The 14,519-nt window shown below is 68.0% G+C and carries 16 protein-coding genes; 10 read left to right on the forward strand and 6 right to left on the reverse strand.

Annotated features, from left to right (window positions below):
- Nucleotides 1-2 precede the first annotated feature (2 nt).
- The 4 genes from JNJ68_RS11545 (at nt 3) to JNJ68_RS11560 (ending at nt 4,178) form a co-directional block, all read left to right on the forward strand.
- Nucleotides 3-635, forward strand: coding sequence for a ribonuclease HII (locus JNJ68_RS11545; RefSeq protein WP_294982524.1), 633 nt, complete (start codon nt 3-5; stop codon nt 633-635).
- A gap of 89 nt (nt 636-724) precedes the next feature.
- The gene (locus tag JNJ68_RS11550; RefSeq protein ID WP_294982525.1) at nt 725-1,846 is read left to right on the forward strand and encodes a site-specific DNA-methyltransferase; all 1,122 of its coding nucleotides are present in this window, start codon (nt 725-727) and stop codon (nt 1,844-1,846) included.
- A 147-nt stretch (nt 1,847-1,993) separates the two neighbouring features.
- Nucleotides 1,994-2,632 (forward strand): DUF2062 domain-containing protein, encoded by a 639-nt coding sequence (locus JNJ68_RS11555; RefSeq protein ID WP_294982526.1) that lies wholly within the window; start codon nt 1,994-1,996, stop codon nt 2,630-2,632.
- 1 nt (nt 2,633) lies between these two features.
- On the forward strand, nt 2,634-4,178 hold the full coding sequence (locus JNJ68_RS11560) for an acetolactate synthase large subunit (protein WP_294982527.1): 1,545 nt from the start codon (nt 2,634-2,636) through the stop codon (nt 4,176-4,178).
- 75 nt (nt 4,179-4,253) lie between these two features.
- On the opposite strand, the gene JNJ68_RS11565 is transcribed toward JNJ68_RS11560, so the two are convergent.
- Entirely contained in the window at nt 4,254-5,366 is a 1,113-nt protein-coding gene (locus JNJ68_RS11565) for an alkane 1-monooxygenase (protein WP_294982528.1), read from the reverse strand.
- 111 nt (nt 5,367-5,477) lie between these two features.
- Nucleotides 5,478-6,521 carry an A/G-specific adenine glycosylase gene (gene mutY, locus JNJ68_RS11570; protein WP_294982529.1) on the reverse strand — a complete coding sequence of 348 codons (1,044 nt, stop codon included), beginning with the start codon at nt 6,519-6,521 and terminating at the stop codon, nt 5,478-5,480.
- A 164-nt stretch (nt 6,522-6,685) separates the two neighbouring features.
- On the opposite strand from mutY, the gene JNJ68_RS11575 reads away from it, so the two are divergent.
- From JNJ68_RS11575 to JNJ68_RS11585, 3 genes are read left to right on the forward strand one after another with little or no spacing between them, the layout of a single operon-like run.
- Complete coding sequence (locus tag JNJ68_RS11575) at nt 6,686-7,210, forward strand: DUF721 domain-containing protein (protein ID WP_294982530.1); 525 nt, start codon at nt 6,686-6,688, stop codon at nt 7,208-7,210.
- A 53-nt stretch (nt 7,211-7,263) separates the two neighbouring features.
- Nucleotides 7,264-7,875 carry a DsbA family protein gene (locus JNJ68_RS11580; RefSeq protein WP_294982655.1) on the forward strand — a complete coding sequence of 204 codons (612 nt, stop codon included), beginning with the start codon at nt 7,264-7,266 and terminating at the stop codon, nt 7,873-7,875.
- Nucleotides 7,876-9,012, forward strand: coding sequence for a CaiB/BaiF CoA-transferase family protein (locus JNJ68_RS11585; RefSeq protein ID WP_294982531.1), 1,137 nt, complete (start codon nt 7,876-7,878; stop codon nt 9,010-9,012). It begins immediately after the preceding gene.
- A gap of 18 nt (nt 9,013-9,030) precedes the next feature.
- Here JNJ68_RS11585 and lpxK read toward each other — a convergent pair whose 3' ends face one another.
- Genes lpxK through JNJ68_RS11600 form a run of 3 tightly spaced genes read right to left on the reverse strand, consistent with a single transcriptional unit; the run spans nt 9,031 to nt 11,459 of the window.
- Nucleotides 9,031-10,017 (reverse strand): tetraacyldisaccharide 4'-kinase, encoded by a 987-nt coding sequence (lpxK, locus tag JNJ68_RS11590; protein WP_294982532.1) that lies wholly within the window; start codon nt 10,015-10,017, stop codon nt 9,031-9,033.
- On the reverse strand, nt 10,017-11,210 hold the full coding sequence (locus JNJ68_RS11595; RefSeq protein WP_294982533.1) for a glycosyltransferase N-terminal domain-containing protein: 1,194 nt from the start codon (nt 11,208-11,210) through the stop codon (nt 10,017-10,019). The genes lpxK and JNJ68_RS11595 overlap by 1 nt, the downstream gene beginning before the upstream one ends.
- A 3-nt stretch (nt 11,211-11,213) precedes the next feature.
- Nucleotides 11,214-11,459: a DUF4170 domain-containing protein gene (locus tag JNJ68_RS11600; protein ID WP_294982534.1), complete on the reverse strand. Its 246-nt coding sequence runs from the start codon at nt 11,457-11,459 to the stop codon at nt 11,214-11,216.
- A 192-nt stretch (nt 11,460-11,651) separates the two neighbouring features.
- Between JNJ68_RS11600 and JNJ68_RS11605 the strand changes: the two genes are divergently transcribed.
- From JNJ68_RS11605 to JNJ68_RS11615, 3 genes are read left to right on the forward strand one after another with little or no spacing between them, the layout of a single operon-like run.
- On the forward strand, nt 11,652-12,533 hold the full coding sequence (locus tag JNJ68_RS11605) for an SPFH domain-containing protein (protein WP_294982535.1): 882 nt from the start codon (nt 11,652-11,654) through the stop codon (nt 12,531-12,533).
- Between the two features lies 1 nt (nt 12,534).
- On the forward strand, nt 12,535-12,816 hold the full coding sequence (locus JNJ68_RS11610; RefSeq protein WP_294982536.1) for a hypothetical protein: 282 nt from the start codon (nt 12,535-12,537) through the stop codon (nt 12,814-12,816).
- Between the two features lie 11 nt (nt 12,817-12,827).
- Nucleotides 12,828-13,271 (forward strand): NUDIX hydrolase, encoded by a 444-nt coding sequence (locus tag JNJ68_RS11615; RefSeq protein ID WP_294982537.1) that lies wholly within the window; start codon nt 12,828-12,830, stop codon nt 13,269-13,271.
- Between the two features lie 67 nt (nt 13,272-13,338).
- On the opposite strand, the gene JNJ68_RS11620 is transcribed toward JNJ68_RS11615, so the two are convergent.
- A complete protein-coding gene (locus JNJ68_RS11620) occupies nt 13,339-14,358 on the reverse strand; it encodes a LacI family DNA-binding transcriptional regulator (RefSeq protein WP_294982538.1) in 1,020 nt (339 codons plus the stop codon).
- Nucleotides 14,359-14,519: the final 161 nt, after the last annotated feature.

A 14,519-nucleotide genomic window follows, 5' to 3' on the forward strand; every position in this document is an offset into this window, starting at 1 on the left:
GCATGGATAACGTCCTCCCCGACTTCACGCATGAAATGGCGGCCCGCGCGCGCGGCGCGCTCTCGGTCGTGGGGGTGGACGAGGTGGGGCGCGGACCCCTGGCTGGTCCCGTCACCGCCTGCGCCGTGCGGCTCGACCCCGACCGGGTGCCGAAGGGCCTGCGCGATTCCAAGATGCTGACGGCAGCGCGGCGCGAGGAGTTGTATCTGGAGATCGTCGAGGTGGCCGAGGTTTCGGTCGCCCATGCCAGCGTCGAGGAGATCGACAGCCTGAACATCCTGCGCGCCAGCCATCTGGCGATGGAGCGCGCGGTGGCGGGCCTGAAGGCCGATCATGCGCTGATCGACGGCAACCTGATCCCGCGCGGACTGGGCTGCGGGGCGACGGCGATCATCCGGGGCGATGCGCTCTGCCTGTCGATTGCGGCGGCCTCGATCGTGGCCAAGGTCACGCGCGACCGGATCATGGTGGATTTGGCGCAACAGCACCCCGGCTATGGCTGGGAAGCCAACGCCGGATACCCGACTCGGGCGCATCTGGAGGCGTTGCAAAATCTAGGCGTGACCCCTTGGCATAGGCGTTCATTCAAGCCGGTCCACAACATATTGTATCAAGTGATTTCTGTAAGCTCTTGATTCAAAAAAGAATTTGACGGCGAATCGCCACTGACTCATGATTCCTGACAACGACGGCACGACAATGATGCCGTGGACAGAGGCAGAGAATGGCGACCAGGAATACCGCGGCGGAAGGGGTGCTTCCGCTGAACCAGATCCTTGCGGGCGACTGCGTGGACGTGATGAACTCGCTCCCGGCGGGCAGCGTCGACCTGATCTTCGCCGACCCGCCCTACAATCTTCAGCTTCGCGGCGATCTGCACCGGCCGGACAATTCCAAGGTCGATGCGGTGGACGACCACTGGGACCAGTTCTCCAGCTTCGCCGCCTATGACGGGTTCACCAAGGACTGGCTGGCGGCGGCGAAGCGGCTTCTGAAGCCGAACGGGGCGATCTGGGTGATCGGCTCTTACCACAACGTCTTCCGGCTGGGGTCGGAGTTGCAGAACCAGGGCTTCTGGCTTCTGAACGACGTCGTGTGGCGGAAATCGAACCCGATGCCGAACTTCAAGGGCAAGCGGCTGACCAATGCGCATGAGACGCTGATCTGGGCCTCCCGCGACGAGGCGGCGAAATACACCTTCAACTATGAAGCCTTGAAGGCGCTGAACGACGGCGTGCAGATGCGGTCGGACTGGGTGATCCCGCTTTGCACCGGGCATGAGCGGTTGAAGGACGAGAACGGCGACAAGGCCCATCCGACCCAGAAACCCGAGGCGCTCTTGCACCGGGTGATCGTGGCGACGACGAACCCGGGCGACGTGGTGCTGGACCCGTTCTTCGGGACGGGGACCACGGGGGCGGTGGCCAAGATGCTGGGCCGCGACTTCATCGGGATCGAACGCGAGGCCGCCTACCGCAAGGCCGCCGCCGAACGGATCGAGCGAGTGCGCCGCTTCGATGCCTCGGCGCTGGAGGTCTCCGGGTCGAAACGTGCCGAACCGCGCGTGCCCTTCGGACAGGTCGTCGAACGCGGCATGCTGCGGCCGGGGGAGGAACTGTTCTCCCTGGGCAACCGCTTCAAGGCGAAGGTCCGGGCGGATGGCACCTTGATCGGCAACGACGTGAAGGGGTCGATCCACCAGGTCGGCGCGGCGCTGGAGGGGGCGCCCTCCTGCAACGGCTGGACCTACTGGCACTTCAAGCGGGACGGCAAGATGGTCCCGATCGACATCCTGCGGCAGCAGATCCGGGCCGAGATGGAGGCCGACGGGGCGCGCCCGCACTGACATTGGAACACGCCTGTCCCCCGGACCGCCTGGGGGACACCTTTACCCCGCCGAGATGTCTCGGCGGGGTTTTTTCCTGTCCTGAAGCTTGGGCAGGCATGGGCCAGCGCTTCCCTAACCGGGGTCGATCCTGATACTGCGGCGGGCATGGTCTTTCGACGGCGAACCCCCCTTACCCTGCCGCAGAAGCTGCGCGCCCTGGTGCTGCCGCCCGGGGGCTGGAGCCGCGCGCTCAGCTATCTGCGGCTGCGACTGACGCGGATTTCCGACCAGCCGCATCGGGTGGCGCGTGGCATTGCCTGCGGGGTCTTCGTCGGATGCACCCCCCTTTTCGGGCTGCACCTGCCGCTCGCCGCCACCCTGGCCTGGGCCTTTCGCGGCAATGTCGTCGCGGCGCTGATCGGGACGGCTGCGGGCAATCCCGTCACCATCCCGCTTCTCGCCGTCCTGTCGCTGGACCTGGGCCGGGCGATCCTGGGCGACGGGCTTTCGCTGCCCTTCGGCGAGATCATGACCGCCTTCGGCCAGGCCGGGGACGAGATCACCCGCAATATAAAGGCGGTTTTCACTCCCGCCGTCGCGCATTGGGACAAGCTGGACCAGTTCGGGCACGAGGTCTTCCTGCCCTATCTGGTCGGCAGCATCGGACCGGCCTTGCTTGCCGCCGTCCTTGCCTACTGGCTGAGCCTGCCGATGATCGAAGCCTATCACAGCCTGCGGGCACGACAGCGCGCGGCGCGGCTGGCCCGCCGTGACGCCGCCGCAAGCGGGACCAAGGAGGATTGAAATGAACGGTGCGGAAACCCTGGTGCAGACCCTGCTGGCCTCCGGCGTGAAGGTCTGCTTCGCCAACCCCGGCACATCGGAGATGCATTTCGTCGCCGCACTCGACCGCCACCCGGAACTGCGCTGCATCCTCTGCCTCTTCGAGGGCGGCGTCTCGGGCGCGGCGGATGGCTATTACCGGATGAAAGGCGAGGTGGCGGCGACGCTGCTGCACCTTGCCCCCGGCTTCGGCAATGCCTTTGCCAACCTGCACAATGCCCGCAAGGCGCAGAGCGGGGTTCTGAACATCATGGGCGACCACGCGGATTACCATCTGCGCTTCGAGGCACCGCTCAAGGGCGACACGGTGGGGGTGGCGCGGGCCGTCTCGCACTGGACGCGGGTCTGCGCTTCGGCAGATAAGGTCGCGGGCGACGCCGCCGAGGCCGTGCAGGCGGCGCGGGCCGGGGGCGGCCAGATCGCCACGCTGATCCTGCCCGCCAACACGGCGTGGGAAGAGGCGCCGGGCGCTGCCGTCGCGCCGCCACCTCCGGCGCTCCGTCGTCCGTCCCGAGACGAAATCGCGGCGGCCGCCCGCGCCCTGCGCCAGCCGGGGGCGATCCTGATGATCGACGGCCCGGCGCTCTACACCGACCTCGGGCTTTCCGCGAAGCGCCTGACCAAGGCTTGCGGCGCGCGGCTGATGCAGCCTTTCTTCGCCGCCCGCTTCCGGCGCGGGGCGGGGGCGGTGAAGATGGAGCGGATGGCCTACCGCCTGCCGGACAACCAGGCGCTGCTGGCCGGGGCGCCGGCACTGGTACTCTGCGGCACGGCGCGGCCTGCCGGGTTCTTCGCCTACCCCGGCCTGCCTTCCACGCCGGACGACCCGGACACCCGGCTGATCGAATTGTGCAGCCGCGAAATGGACATCGCATGGTGTTTGCAAGCGCTGGCGGAGGAACTGGGGGAAGCGGAACTTGGACCGGAGGATTTCGTGCCGCTGGATCGGCCCGCCATGCCGGAGGGGCCGCTGACGCTGCCGAAGCTGGGCGAGGCGATTGCGGCGCTGATGCCGGAGGATACGGTGCTGGTGGACGAGGGGATCACCGCCTCGGCGCATCTCGCGCCCGCGCTGCGGCGGGGGCCGGGGCATGACGTGCTGACCATCACCGGCGGCTCCATCGGCTTTGGCCTGCCCTGCGCGACGGGGGCGGCGGTGGCCTGCCCGGACCGCAAGGTGGTGGTGCTGGAGGGCGACGGATCGGGGATGTACACGCTGCAATCGCTGTGGACCATGGCGCGGGAGCGGCTGGATGTGACCACGGTGGTCTTCGCCAACCGGGGCTACCAGATCCTGCGCGAGGAGCTGGCGGCAATGGGGGTGAACGAGGTCGGGCGCAACGCAGCGCGGATGTTCGACGTGGAGGGGCCGGTGCTGGACTGGGTGGCCTTGGCGCAGGGCCATGGCGTGCAGGCAGTAAGGGTCAGCGACATGGCCGGGTTCAACGCGGCCTTTGCCGAGGCGATGGGGCAGAAGGGTCCGCGGCTGATCGAGGTGGTGTGCTGAACGGTTGATCCGGGGACAAAATCCTTGAGCAAGGATTTTGGCAAATTTCTTGCTCAAGAAATTTGAGAGTCGGAATCAGGCGACCGGGTTCAGCGCCTTGTTGTAGGGGTGCCAGTCGGCGATATCGGGATAGTGCTGGCGGCGCCAGTCCTTCACCCGGCGATTCATGATCCGCTTCCACAAGGGCGGCACCATCGCGGCCATGGTCATCAGCGGATAGCCGTAGGGAAGCTGCGGGGCCTCGTCCTGCCCATAGGTCTGCAAGACGGGAAAGCGGCGGTCGGGCTTGTAGTGATGGTCGGAATGGCGCTGGAGGTTGATCAGAAGCCAGTTCGAGGCCTTGTGGTCCGCGTTCCAGCTGTGGCGGGGCAGGACGCGTTCGTATTTCCCCTCGCCCAGGTGGCGGCGCGTCAGGCCGTAGTGCTCGACATAATTCACCAGCTCCAGCTGCCAGATCGCGGTGACGGCCTGGACCATGAACAGGCCGAGGCCGGTCCAGCCGCCCAAGGCGAGGGCCAGCGCCAGGAAGGCGGCTTGCAGCGCGGCATAGCGCCAGAAGGGGTTGGTCCGGTGCCACCACGGCAGCCCCTTCCGCGCCAGCATCGCGGCCTCGGCGTGCCAGGCTGAGCGCGGGCATTGCCCCAGGACGCGGGGGAAGAAGCGGTGGAAGCCCTCGTTGTAGCGCGCGGTCACCGGGTCGCGCGGGGTGCCGACATGGATGTGGTGGACGCGCAGGTGTTCCGAGCGGAAGTGGGAATAGAGGACCGAGGCGAGCAGGAGGTCGGCCAGCCAGCGTTCGAGGCGGGATTTCTGGTGCATCAGCTCATGCGCGTAGTTGATACCGATGGTGCCGGAGACGACGCCCATGCCGAAGAAGAGACCGATCTTCTCGCCGGGGGCAAGGTGGGCGGCGCGGGGGACATACCAGAGCATCGTCACGAGGAGGGCGAACTGGATCGGGAACCAGACCAGCGTGACGGCGCGGTAGGCGGTGAGCGCGGTCTCGGGCGTTGCCGGGTCGGGGTTGTCGGTGTTCCGGCCGGTGATCGCGTCGAGAAGGGTGAAGAGCCACCAGGTGACGAGCGGCAAAAGCGCGATGGTCCAGCCGCCCATGATCATGCCGAGGACGGCGAGGGGCGGCAGGCCGAGGGACAGCCAGAACGGCAGGGGTTTGGGGAGCGGGCTCATGGGCCGGGAGTGTAGCGGAACGGGCGGCGGGCTCAACGGGCGAGGGTGTCGCGGTTACCCCCCACCCCCAACCCCTCCCCACGAGGGGGAGGGGAGGCGCTTGGCGAGGTTTCAGCTCTCGATTTCATGCCGGGCGAGGTCCCAGGCCTTGCGCATGACGGTGGGCAGGGCGCCGGAGCGGAAGTCATGGCGGGGGACGAAGTCGCCGCGTGTTGGAGGGCCGTAAAGGCGGGCGGTGAGGACGGTCAGGATCAGGTGGAAATGGGTGAAGGTGTGGCGGACCTCGCCGATTGCGTGCCAGTCGGCGGAAGCTGGGGCGGGGCCGCCCTGCCCGTCCCAGCCGTCACCCGGAATGCCGAGCATCCCGCCGAGGAGGCCCCTGTCGGGACGGCGTTCGAGGAGGATGGCCCCGTCGCGGTGGCCGAGCCAGAGAGTGCCGTGGCGGGTGGGTTTCTCGGGTTTCGGGGATTTGCGGGGCAGGTCGGTCTGCACGCCCTCGGCGCGGGCGAGGCAGGCATGGGTCCAGGGGCAGATGCCGCAGGCGGGGGAGCGCGGGGTGCAGATCGTTGCGCCGAGGTCCATGATCGCCTGCGCATAGTCTCCGGGGCGGATGGCGGGGGTGAGGCGGGCGGCCAGCGTGGTGAGTTCCGCCTTGGCGGCGGGGAGCGGGGTTTCGACCAGGCGGAGGCGGGCGATCACCCGCTCGACATTGCCGTCGACCACGGTGGCGGGTTCGTCGAAGGCGATGGCGGCGATGGCGGACGCGGTGTAGGGGCCGATGCCGGGAAGGGTCAGCAGGCCCTCGCGGGTGTCCGGGAACCGGCCCCCGTGATCGGCCACGACGGCCCGGGCGCATTTCAGCAGATTCCGGGCGCGGGCGTAGTAGCCGAGGCCGGCCCATTCGCCCATGACATCGGCGTCCGGCGCAGCGGCGAGCGCGGCGACGGTGGGCCAGCGGGCGGTGAAGCGGTGGAAGTAGTCCTTCACGGCTGCCACCGTGGTCTGCTGCAGCATCACCTCGGACAGCCAGACGCGATAGGGGTCGGGACGGATGCCTGCGGCGCAGTCCAGCGGGCTGACGCGCCAGGGCATCACCCGGGCGTGGCGGTCGTACCAGGCGAGGAGTTGCGTGGAGAGGGATTCGGGGTCCTGCATCGGGGCGAAGATAGCGGACGGGCGGCGGCGGGCCAGAGGAGTTGCGCGGGGCTCCGATAACCCTCGAATGACGCAATGTTTATTCCTGTTTCAGCCTTCGCTCTGGCGGGGGCGGCCCCTTGCGGTAGAATGCGGGGCAAGGACAGGAGCCCCTTGAACCCCAGATGAGCCGCAAGCCCCTCCCCTCTCCCAGTGCCGACCACCGGATGCGGGGGTTCGAACCGGCCTTCGGGCTGATGAAGGACGCCGTCCGCGCGGCGGGGGAATCGCGGGGCTTCGCCGTGGCCCGGCTGCTCACCCATTGGGCCGAGGCGGTGGGCGAGGAGATGGCGCGGAAGACCCGGCCGGTGAAGATCGGCTACGGCAAGGGCGGGATGGGCGCGACGCTGACGCTTCTGGTCAAACCCGCCGAGGCGCCGATGGTGCAGATGGAACTGCCGCAGCTGAAGGAGCGGGTGAACGCCGTCTACGGCTATTCGGCCATCAGCCATATCCACCTGACCCAGACGGCGGCCACCGGATTTGCCGAGGGGCAGGCGGAATTCACCCCGGCACCGAAGACCGCGAAGCCCGCCGATCCGGCCACCACCGCCAGGGCGCAGGCCGTGGCAGAGGGCGTGACGGACCCTTCGTTGCGCGGCGCGCTTGAACAGCTGGCACAAAACATCTTAACTCGCCCGCGATCCTGAGATCCGGAATGCACGAAGGACCCTTACCCATGATGAAACTGAACCGCCGGGCGATGATCGCCCTTGCCGCAGCCGCCACCGCGGCGATGACCCCGGCGCTGGCGCAGGAAACCACCACCGCCGAGACGCCCGCTGCCGCCGGCCCCGGCGACTTCTCGCTGGGTTCGCCCGATGCCAAGGTGAAGATGGTGGAATATGCCAGCTTCACCTGCCCGCATTGCGCGCATTTCCATGACACCGTCTTCGGCCAGCTGAAGAAGGATTATATCGACACCGGCAAGGTCCACTTCACCCTGCGCGAGGTCTATTTCGACCGCTACGGCCTCTGGGCCGCGCTGATCGCCCGCTGCGGCGGCGAGATGAAGTATTTCGGCATCCAGGACATGCTGTTCGCCAAGCAGGCGGAATGGGCCGGGTCCGACGATCCGGCGCAGGTGGTCGCGAACCTGAAGACCCTCGGCCGCTCTGCCGGGCTGGAAGATGCGGCGATGGACGCCTGCCTGAACGACACCGCCAATGCCGAGGCGCTGATCAAGCAGTTCCAGACCAATTTCGAGGCCGACGGGGTGGAAGGCACGCCGACGCTGTTCGTCAACGGCACGAAATATTCCAACATGGCCTATGAGGACCTGAAGCCGATCCTCGACGCCGAGCTGGCGAAGTAGATGGCTGCACCGCTGGAGGGGGTCCGCGTCATCGAACTGGCGCGGATTCTGGCTGGCCCCTGGGCCGGGCAGACGCTGGCCGACCTTGGCGCCGACGTGATCAAGGTCGAGGCGCCCGAAGGCGACGACACCCGCCGCTGGGGACCTCCGTTCATCGAAAGCCACGGCGAGACAACCGCCGCCTATTTCCACTCGGCGAACCGGGGGAAGCGCTCGATCACCTGCGATTTCCGCACCGCCGAGGGGCAGGAGATCGTCCGCAAGCTGGTGGCGGATGCGGATGTGGTGATCGAGAACTTCAAGGTGGGCGGGCTGGCCAAATACGGGCTGGATTGGGAGAGCCTGGGCAAGGTGAACCCGCGGCTGATCTATTGCTCGATCACCGGCTTCGGGCAGGACGGGCCCTATGCCCATCGCGCGGGGTACGACTTCATCATCCAGGGCATGTCCGGGCTGATGAGCGTCACCGGCGCGCCGGACGGCCAGCCGCAGAAGGTGGGCGTCGCCGTCACCGACATCTTCACCGGAATCTATGCGGCAACGGCGATCCTTGCCGCACTGGTGCAGCGCGGGCGGACGGGCGAGGGCCAGCAGATCGACATGGCGCTGCTCGACGTGGCGACCAGCGTGATGGCGAACCAGGCGATGAACTATCTGGCCTCGGGCAAGGCGCCGGGCCTGATGGGGAACGCGCATCCGAACCTCGCGCCCTATGCGGCGTTCGACTGCAAGGACGGCTGGCTGATCCTGGCCACCGGGAACGACGGGCAGTACCAGCGGCTGTGCCGGATCCTGGGGCTGGAGGGGATGGTATCGGACCCGAAATTCCTCACCAACGCCGACCGGATCGCCAACCGGGTGGAGATGACCGCGCGGCTGACGGCGGCAACGAAGACCTGGGCGAAGGTGGATTTGCTGGCGGCCTGCGAGGCGGAGGGCGTCCCGGCGGGACCGATCAACGATCTGGCCGAGGTTTTCGCCGATCCGCAGGTCGTGGCGCGCGGGATGCAGATCACACCCGAAGGAATGAAGGGCGTGCGCAGCCCGATGACCTTCTCGGGCGCAGAACTGGCACTGGACCGGCCTGCGCCAAGGTTGGGGCAGCATCAGGATGAGGTGTTGAAATCGGGTGTCTAAAATTCTTCTAGAAAAATTTTAGACACCAACCTTCGTCAAGGCTGCATCCATCGCCGACCAGTCCTCGACCTTTAGCCGCACCACCAGTGTCAGCACCTTCGCCCGCCACTGCGGCGGCAGGCGGGCGGCATCCTTTTCCGTGGTGACAAGCTGAGCACCTGCTGCGGCGGCTTCCATCTCAAGCCGCCGCAACAACGTTTCCGACAGGGTCTCATGATCTCCCAGCGCCTCGCCGCGCACCAGTTCCGCCCCCTCGGCCCGCAACGAAGCGAAGAAGCGCGACGGGTCGGCGATCCCGGCAAATGCGAGCAAGCGCTCACCTTTCCAGTCCATGCCCATCCGCAGGGGCTGCAACTGCCCGCGCAGGCGGGGGAGGCCGGTTGGGTCCCACTGGGCGTCGAACCGGGTCTGGGCGGCGGCGTCGCCGATGGTGAGCAGGAGATCGGCGCGGGCAAGGCCGGTGGCGACGGGCTCGCGCAGGGGGCCGGCGGGAAGGCAGCGCCCGTTGCCGAAGCCGCGCGCTGCATCAACGACGACAAGGGAGAGTAAGGACCTCACGGCAGGATTCTGGAACCCGTCGTCCAACAGGATCACCTGCGCCCCGGCCGCCTCGGCGGAGCGGACTCCGGCGGCGCGGTCCTTCGCCACCCAGACCGGGGCGAAGGCGGACAGGAGCAGGGGCTCGTCGCCGACCTCCCCCGCGGAATGGCGGCCCTCCACCACCCGCACCGGGCCTTCCAGCCGCCCGCCATAGCCCCGGCTGACGACATGAACCTTGCGGCCCCGGGCGGTCAAGCGCTCGACCAACGCAATGACCGTCGGAGTCTTGCCCGCGCCCCCGACGGTCAGGTTGCCGACGCAGATCACCGGGACCTGCGGGGCATAGCCCGGTTGACGCAACCGGCGCGCGGTGCCTGCGGCATAGAGCCAGCCGAGCGGGGCCAAAAGGCGCGGAAGAAGGCCCGGATGGGCGGGCGGGCGCCACCAGAAGGCGGGCGCGCGCATCAGTCTTCCCCGTACATGATCGCGCGGAGGCGGCCCAGGATGCCCTCGGTCACCTCGGCCCCGTCGCTCGCCACTTCCCAGGCCGATTGCGCCAGCCGGGCTGCGCGGTCCGGCGCGAGCAGATCGCCCAGTGCGTCGCCCAGGTCATTGGCCGACGCCACCGCCCGTGTCGCGCGTGCCGCGCCGAGACGCCCGAACACCGGCCCGGTCACGCCCGTGCGCGGTCCGTGCAGGATTGCCGAGCCGAGCGCCGCCGCCTCCATCGGGCTGCGGGTCGGGCCCTTGCCCAGCAGGGTGCCGCCCAGGAACGAGACCGGGGCGAGGCGATACCAGAGCCCGTATTCGGCGGGATTGTCGACGATGAAGACCTCGATCTCGGGCTCCGGCTCCTCTTCCTGCGCGCGCTGCGCCACCGCCCAGCCCTCGGCTTCCAGCCGCACGGAAAGGGGGACGCTGCGGGCCGGGTCCTCTGGCATCAGGATCAGGAGCAGCCGGTGCGAATGCTGGAGCGCCTTGCGATGAGCGTGCAGGACCGCTGCCTCCTCGGCCTCGATCACTCCCGCGGCGAACCAGACCGGGCGGGCGGCGAGCAGCCGGGTCAGCGCCGTGCGTTCGGCCTCCAGCCCCGGCAGGACGATGGCTTCCTCCTCCATCCGGCCCGTCACCGCGACCGAGGAGAGCGCCGCGCCGCCCTTGCGGAAGGCCCGCGCCGCCGCCTCGTCCACCGCCAGGATCGCCCGGAACCGCGCCAGCGCCGAGCGCATCAGGCCGGGATACCAGCCGTCGCGCTCGCGCAGGAAGGCTGGGGCCTTGGCATTTACCAGAAGCATCGGGATCTGCCGCTCGCCCGCCTCATGCATCACGGCGGGGCGCAGCTGGCCCCCGGCGAACAGTGCGATCTCGGGACGCCAATGGTCCAGGAAAGCCCGCGCATCGACCGGGCTGTCCACCGGCGGCGGCTGCAGGATCACCCCCGGCAGGGGCGGCATCGCGACCGGGGCGGTCAAAAGGACCGGGAGCCCGTCCTCCTCGACCAGGCGCCGGGCCAGCGCCCGCATCGGGCTGACCAGCCCCTCGCCCGGCGCGTGCAGCCACAGAAGCCGCCCGGCGGGACGGGACGGGCGGGATGCGCCCTCGCCCGGCTCGCGCCGCTGGCCCAGGTTGTAAAGCGTCAGGCCAAGCGGGGAGGCCATGGCTCAGTCGCCCAGCTCCTCGGTGGGAGAGCCGGGCTTCGCCTCGTCGCGCAGCCGGTGGATATGGGCAATGAAGTAGCGCATGTGGGCATTGTCGACCGTGCGCTGCGCCTCGGCTTTCCAGGCCTTGAACGCGCTTTCGTAGTCCGGGAACATGCCGACGATATGGATCCGGCTCACGTCACGGAAGACGTTGGTCTGGGGGTCCGTCAGCTCGCCCCCGAAGACGAGATGCAGGCGCTGGGTCATCGTGGGCTCCCTCTGGTTCGACCGCGCGGACCCTATCCGGTTCCGCCCGGGGGGGGAAGTCCATGGCGGGACACCTTACCCCCTCGCGCGCAGGCGAAAGGGGCTTGGGACTTGCGCGTGGCGGCATCTCGGCTCACATTTCCGTCAGCGCAGACGGCGGGGCCGCTGCGGATTTGAAATGGAGGAGTTGACGTGGACGCAGATTTTCTCATCGGCTGGCCTGGGGTCTACCTGGCCATCGCGCTTTTCATCATCCTTTGCATCTTCCTGGGTGTGCGGATCGTGCCGCAGTCGGAGAAGCATGTGGTGGAACGCTTCGGTCGGCTGCGCGCCGTGCTGGGGCCGGGGATCAACTTCGTGGTGCCCTTCCTCGACCGGATCGCGCACAAGGTCTCGGTGCTGGAACGCCAGCTGCCGAACGCCTCGCAGGACGCCATCACCGCCGACAACGTGCTGGTCAAGGTCGAGACCTCGGTGTTCTACCGGGTGACGGAACCCGAAAAGACCGTCTACCGCATCCGCGACGTGGATGGGGCCATCGCCACGACGGTCGCCGGGATCGTCCGGTCCGAGATCGGCAAGCTGGAGCTGGACCAGGTGCAGTCGAACCGGGCGCAACTGATCGAGCGGGTGCGCGAGCAGGTCACGGCCATGGTCGACGACTGGGGGGTCGAGGTCACGCGGGCGGAAATCCTGGACGTCAACCTGGACGAGGCGACCCGCGCGGCGATGCTGCAACAGCTGAACGCCGAGCGCGCGCGGCGGGCGCAGGTGATGGAGGCCGAGGGCAAGAAACGCTCGGTCGAGCTGGCCTCGGACGCCGATCTCTACGCCGCCGAACAGGCCGCCAAGGCGCGGCGGGTGACGGCGGATGCCGAAGCCTATGCGACGAGCGTGATCGCCGGGGCAATCAAGGAGAACGGGCTGGAAGCGGCGCAGTTCCAGGTCGCGCTGAAGCAGGTCGAGGCCTTGCAGGCAGTGGCCTCGGGGCAGGGCAAGCAGACGATCCTGGTGCCCGCCAACGCGCTGGAAGCCTTCGGCGATGCGTTCAAGATGCTGAAAGGACGGGCATAAGATGCTGGCGACACTGACCGGAACCTGGTGGGCCTGGGTGATCCTGGGCTTCGCCCTGGGCGTGCTGGAAGTCCTGGCGCCCGGTTTCATCTTCCTCGGCTTCGCCATCGGGGCGGTCGTGACCGGGGTGCTGGTCGGGATCGGCATCCCCGCCGGGCCCGCCGCACTGATCCTGGTCTTCGCGGTGGTCTCGGTGGTGGCCTGGCTGGTCCTGCGCCGGACGATGGGGGTGCGCGAGGGTCAGGTGAAGATCTGGGACCGCGACATCAACGACAAACCCTGAGGCTTCACGGCGTGGACTTCACCGGGGCCAAGGCGGCGCTGTTCTGCGGGGCTGCCATCCTCAGCTATCTCCGCGACGAGAAGCCGGACCTGCGCTGGCCAGGGCTCTGGGACCTGCCCGGCGGCGGGCGCGAGGGCGACGAGGGGCCGGAGGACTGCCTTCTGCGTGAGCTTCACGAGGAGTTCGGACTGCGGCTTTCGCCCGACCGGCTGGTCTGGCGGCGCGTGTTTCCGTCGATGGTCGAGCCGGGGCGGCAATCGGTCTTCTTCGGTGGCTGGCTGACCCGCGCGGACATCGGCCGGATCCGCTTCGGCGACGAGGGGCAAGGCTGGGAGCTGATGCCGGTCGATGGCTTCCTTGGGCACCCAAGGGCCGTGCCGGAGTTGCAGCGGCGGGCGGGGATCGTGTGGGAGGAGTTGGCTGTCCACGCAGGACAAGGAAGGCGAGACCCGTGATCTCAATGGGTTGGCTGCGGGCGTTAACCGGGCGGTAAGGATGCGTGCTGGTGTGCTGTAACGCACCCTACGAACGACGGATCGTATCCCCTGCCTCCAGCGTCGGGAACAGTTCCTCGACCTGTGGGCCCGCAGGCGCTTCGGCGATGATCTTCGCGGCCATCTTGCCGATCTCCAGCCGGCAGGCGTCCATCGTCGCAAGCTTGCGGGGCAAACCGTCCAGCAGTTCCACGCCGTTGAACCCGGCAAGGCCGATGCGGCCGGGGACGTCGAGGCCCTGGGCAAGGCAGTAGAGCAGGCCCCCTGCCCCGATCATGTCGTTGGAATAATACAGGAAATCGACGTCCGGCGTCCGGTTCAGCACCGCCGCCGTCATCTCGCGGCCCTTCAGGAGCGCCGAGCCGCCGGAATAGTATTCGCGGTCGACGAGGGTGAGTCCCGCCTTGGACAGCGCCTCTTCGAAGCCTTCCAGCCGCTTCTTGGCTCGGAAGTCGTTCGGCATCTGGGTGCCGAGAAAGGCGATGCGGCGATAGCCCGCGGCGATGATCGCCTCGGCCATCTGGCGCCCGGCGCGGCGGTGGGAAATGCCGACGGCGTGGTTGATCGGCGTGCCGTCGATGTCCATGATTTCGACGATGGGGATGCCCGCGCGGGCCAGCATGGCGCGGGAGGCGGTCGAATGTTCGAGCCCGGCGATGATCATGCCCGATGGGCGCCAGCTGAGCATTTCGTAGATCACCGACTCTTCCCGGTCGGGCAGGTAGTTGGTGACGCCGACCACGGGTTGCAGGCCGGTGCCTTCCAGCGTTTCGGAAATGCCGGTCATCACTTCCGGGAAGACCATGTTCGACAACGAAGGGATCACCACTCCGACCAGATTGACGCGTTGGGAGGCCAGCGCACCGGCGATCTTGTTCGGGACGTAGCCAAGCGCGCGGGCGGCCTCCAGCACCTTTTCGCGCGTGGGGGCGGAGACATCGCCCCGGTTGCGCAACACCCGGCTGACCGTCATTTCGCTGACCCCGGACGCCTCGGACACGTCGCGAAGGGTGAGGGTGTGGCGCGGGTCGGGCGTGGGTTTGGTCAAGGCGCTTGTCCGGAATTCATCGGTTCCCCTTTGTTAGCGTCAAAGAGAAGGCTTGTCCAAGCCGGTTTCACCTGCTACTGTTACCGCTAACAGCCACAAGTGCTGGCCATATCTGGCGTGTCCTGCAAGCTCTCAAACTGGATGCGACGGACCAAGGGGGA

The organism is Tabrizicola sp. (assembly GCF_016793705.1).
In the GTDB taxonomy this organism is placed as follows: Bacteria; Pseudomonadota; Alphaproteobacteria; order Rhodobacterales; family Rhodobacteraceae; genus Tabrizicola.

Bases quoted from the DNA above. Each gene is read 5' to 3' on its own strand.
- JNJ68_RS11560 (WP_294982527.1), top strand. From the start codon at position 2,634: ATGAACGGTGCGGAAACCCTGGTGCAGACCCTGCTGGCCTCCGGCGTG.
- JNJ68_RS11555 (WP_294982526.1), top strand. From the start codon at position 1,994: ATGGTCTTTCGACGGCGAACCCCCCTTACCCTGCCGCAGAAGCTGCGC.
- JNJ68_RS11580 (WP_294982655.1), top strand. From the start codon at position 7,264: ATGATCGCCCTTGCCGCAGCCGCCACCGCGGCGATGACCCCGGCGCTG.
- JNJ68_RS11575 (WP_294982530.1), top strand. From the start codon at position 6,686: ATGAGCCGCAAGCCCCTCCCCTCTCCCAGTGCCGACCACCGGATGCGG.
- JNJ68_RS11545 (WP_294982524.1), top strand. From the start codon at position 3: ATGGATAACGTCCTCCCCGACTTCACGCATGAAATGGCGGCCCGCGCG.
- lpxK (WP_294982532.1), bottom strand. From the start codon at position 10,017: ATGCGCGCGCCCGCCTTCTGGTGGCGCCCGCCCGCCCATCCGGGCCTT.
- JNJ68_RS11550 (WP_294982525.1), top strand. From the start codon at position 725: ATGGCGACCAGGAATACCGCGGCGGAAGGGGTGCTTCCGCTGAACCAG.
- mutY (WP_294982529.1), bottom strand. From the start codon at position 6,521: ATGCAGGACCCCGAATCCCTCTCCACGCAACTCCTCGCCTGGTACGAC.
- JNJ68_RS11610 (WP_294982536.1), top strand. From the start codon at position 12,535: ATGCTGGCGACACTGACCGGAACCTGGTGGGCCTGGGTGATCCTGGGC.
- JNJ68_RS11595 (WP_294982533.1), bottom strand. From the start codon at position 11,210: ATGGCCTCCCCGCTTGGCCTGACGCTTTACAACCTGGGCCAGCGGCGC.
- JNJ68_RS11585 (WP_294982531.1), top strand. From the start codon at position 7,876: ATGGCTGCACCGCTGGAGGGGGTCCGCGTCATCGAACTGGCGCGGATT.
- JNJ68_RS11565 (WP_294982528.1), bottom strand. From the start codon at position 5,366: ATGAGCCCGCTCCCCAAACCCCTGCCGTTCTGGCTGTCCCTCGGCCTG.
- JNJ68_RS11600 (WP_294982534.1), bottom strand. From the start codon at position 11,459: ATGACCCAGCGCCTGCATCTCGTCTTCGGGGGCGAGCTGACGGACCCC.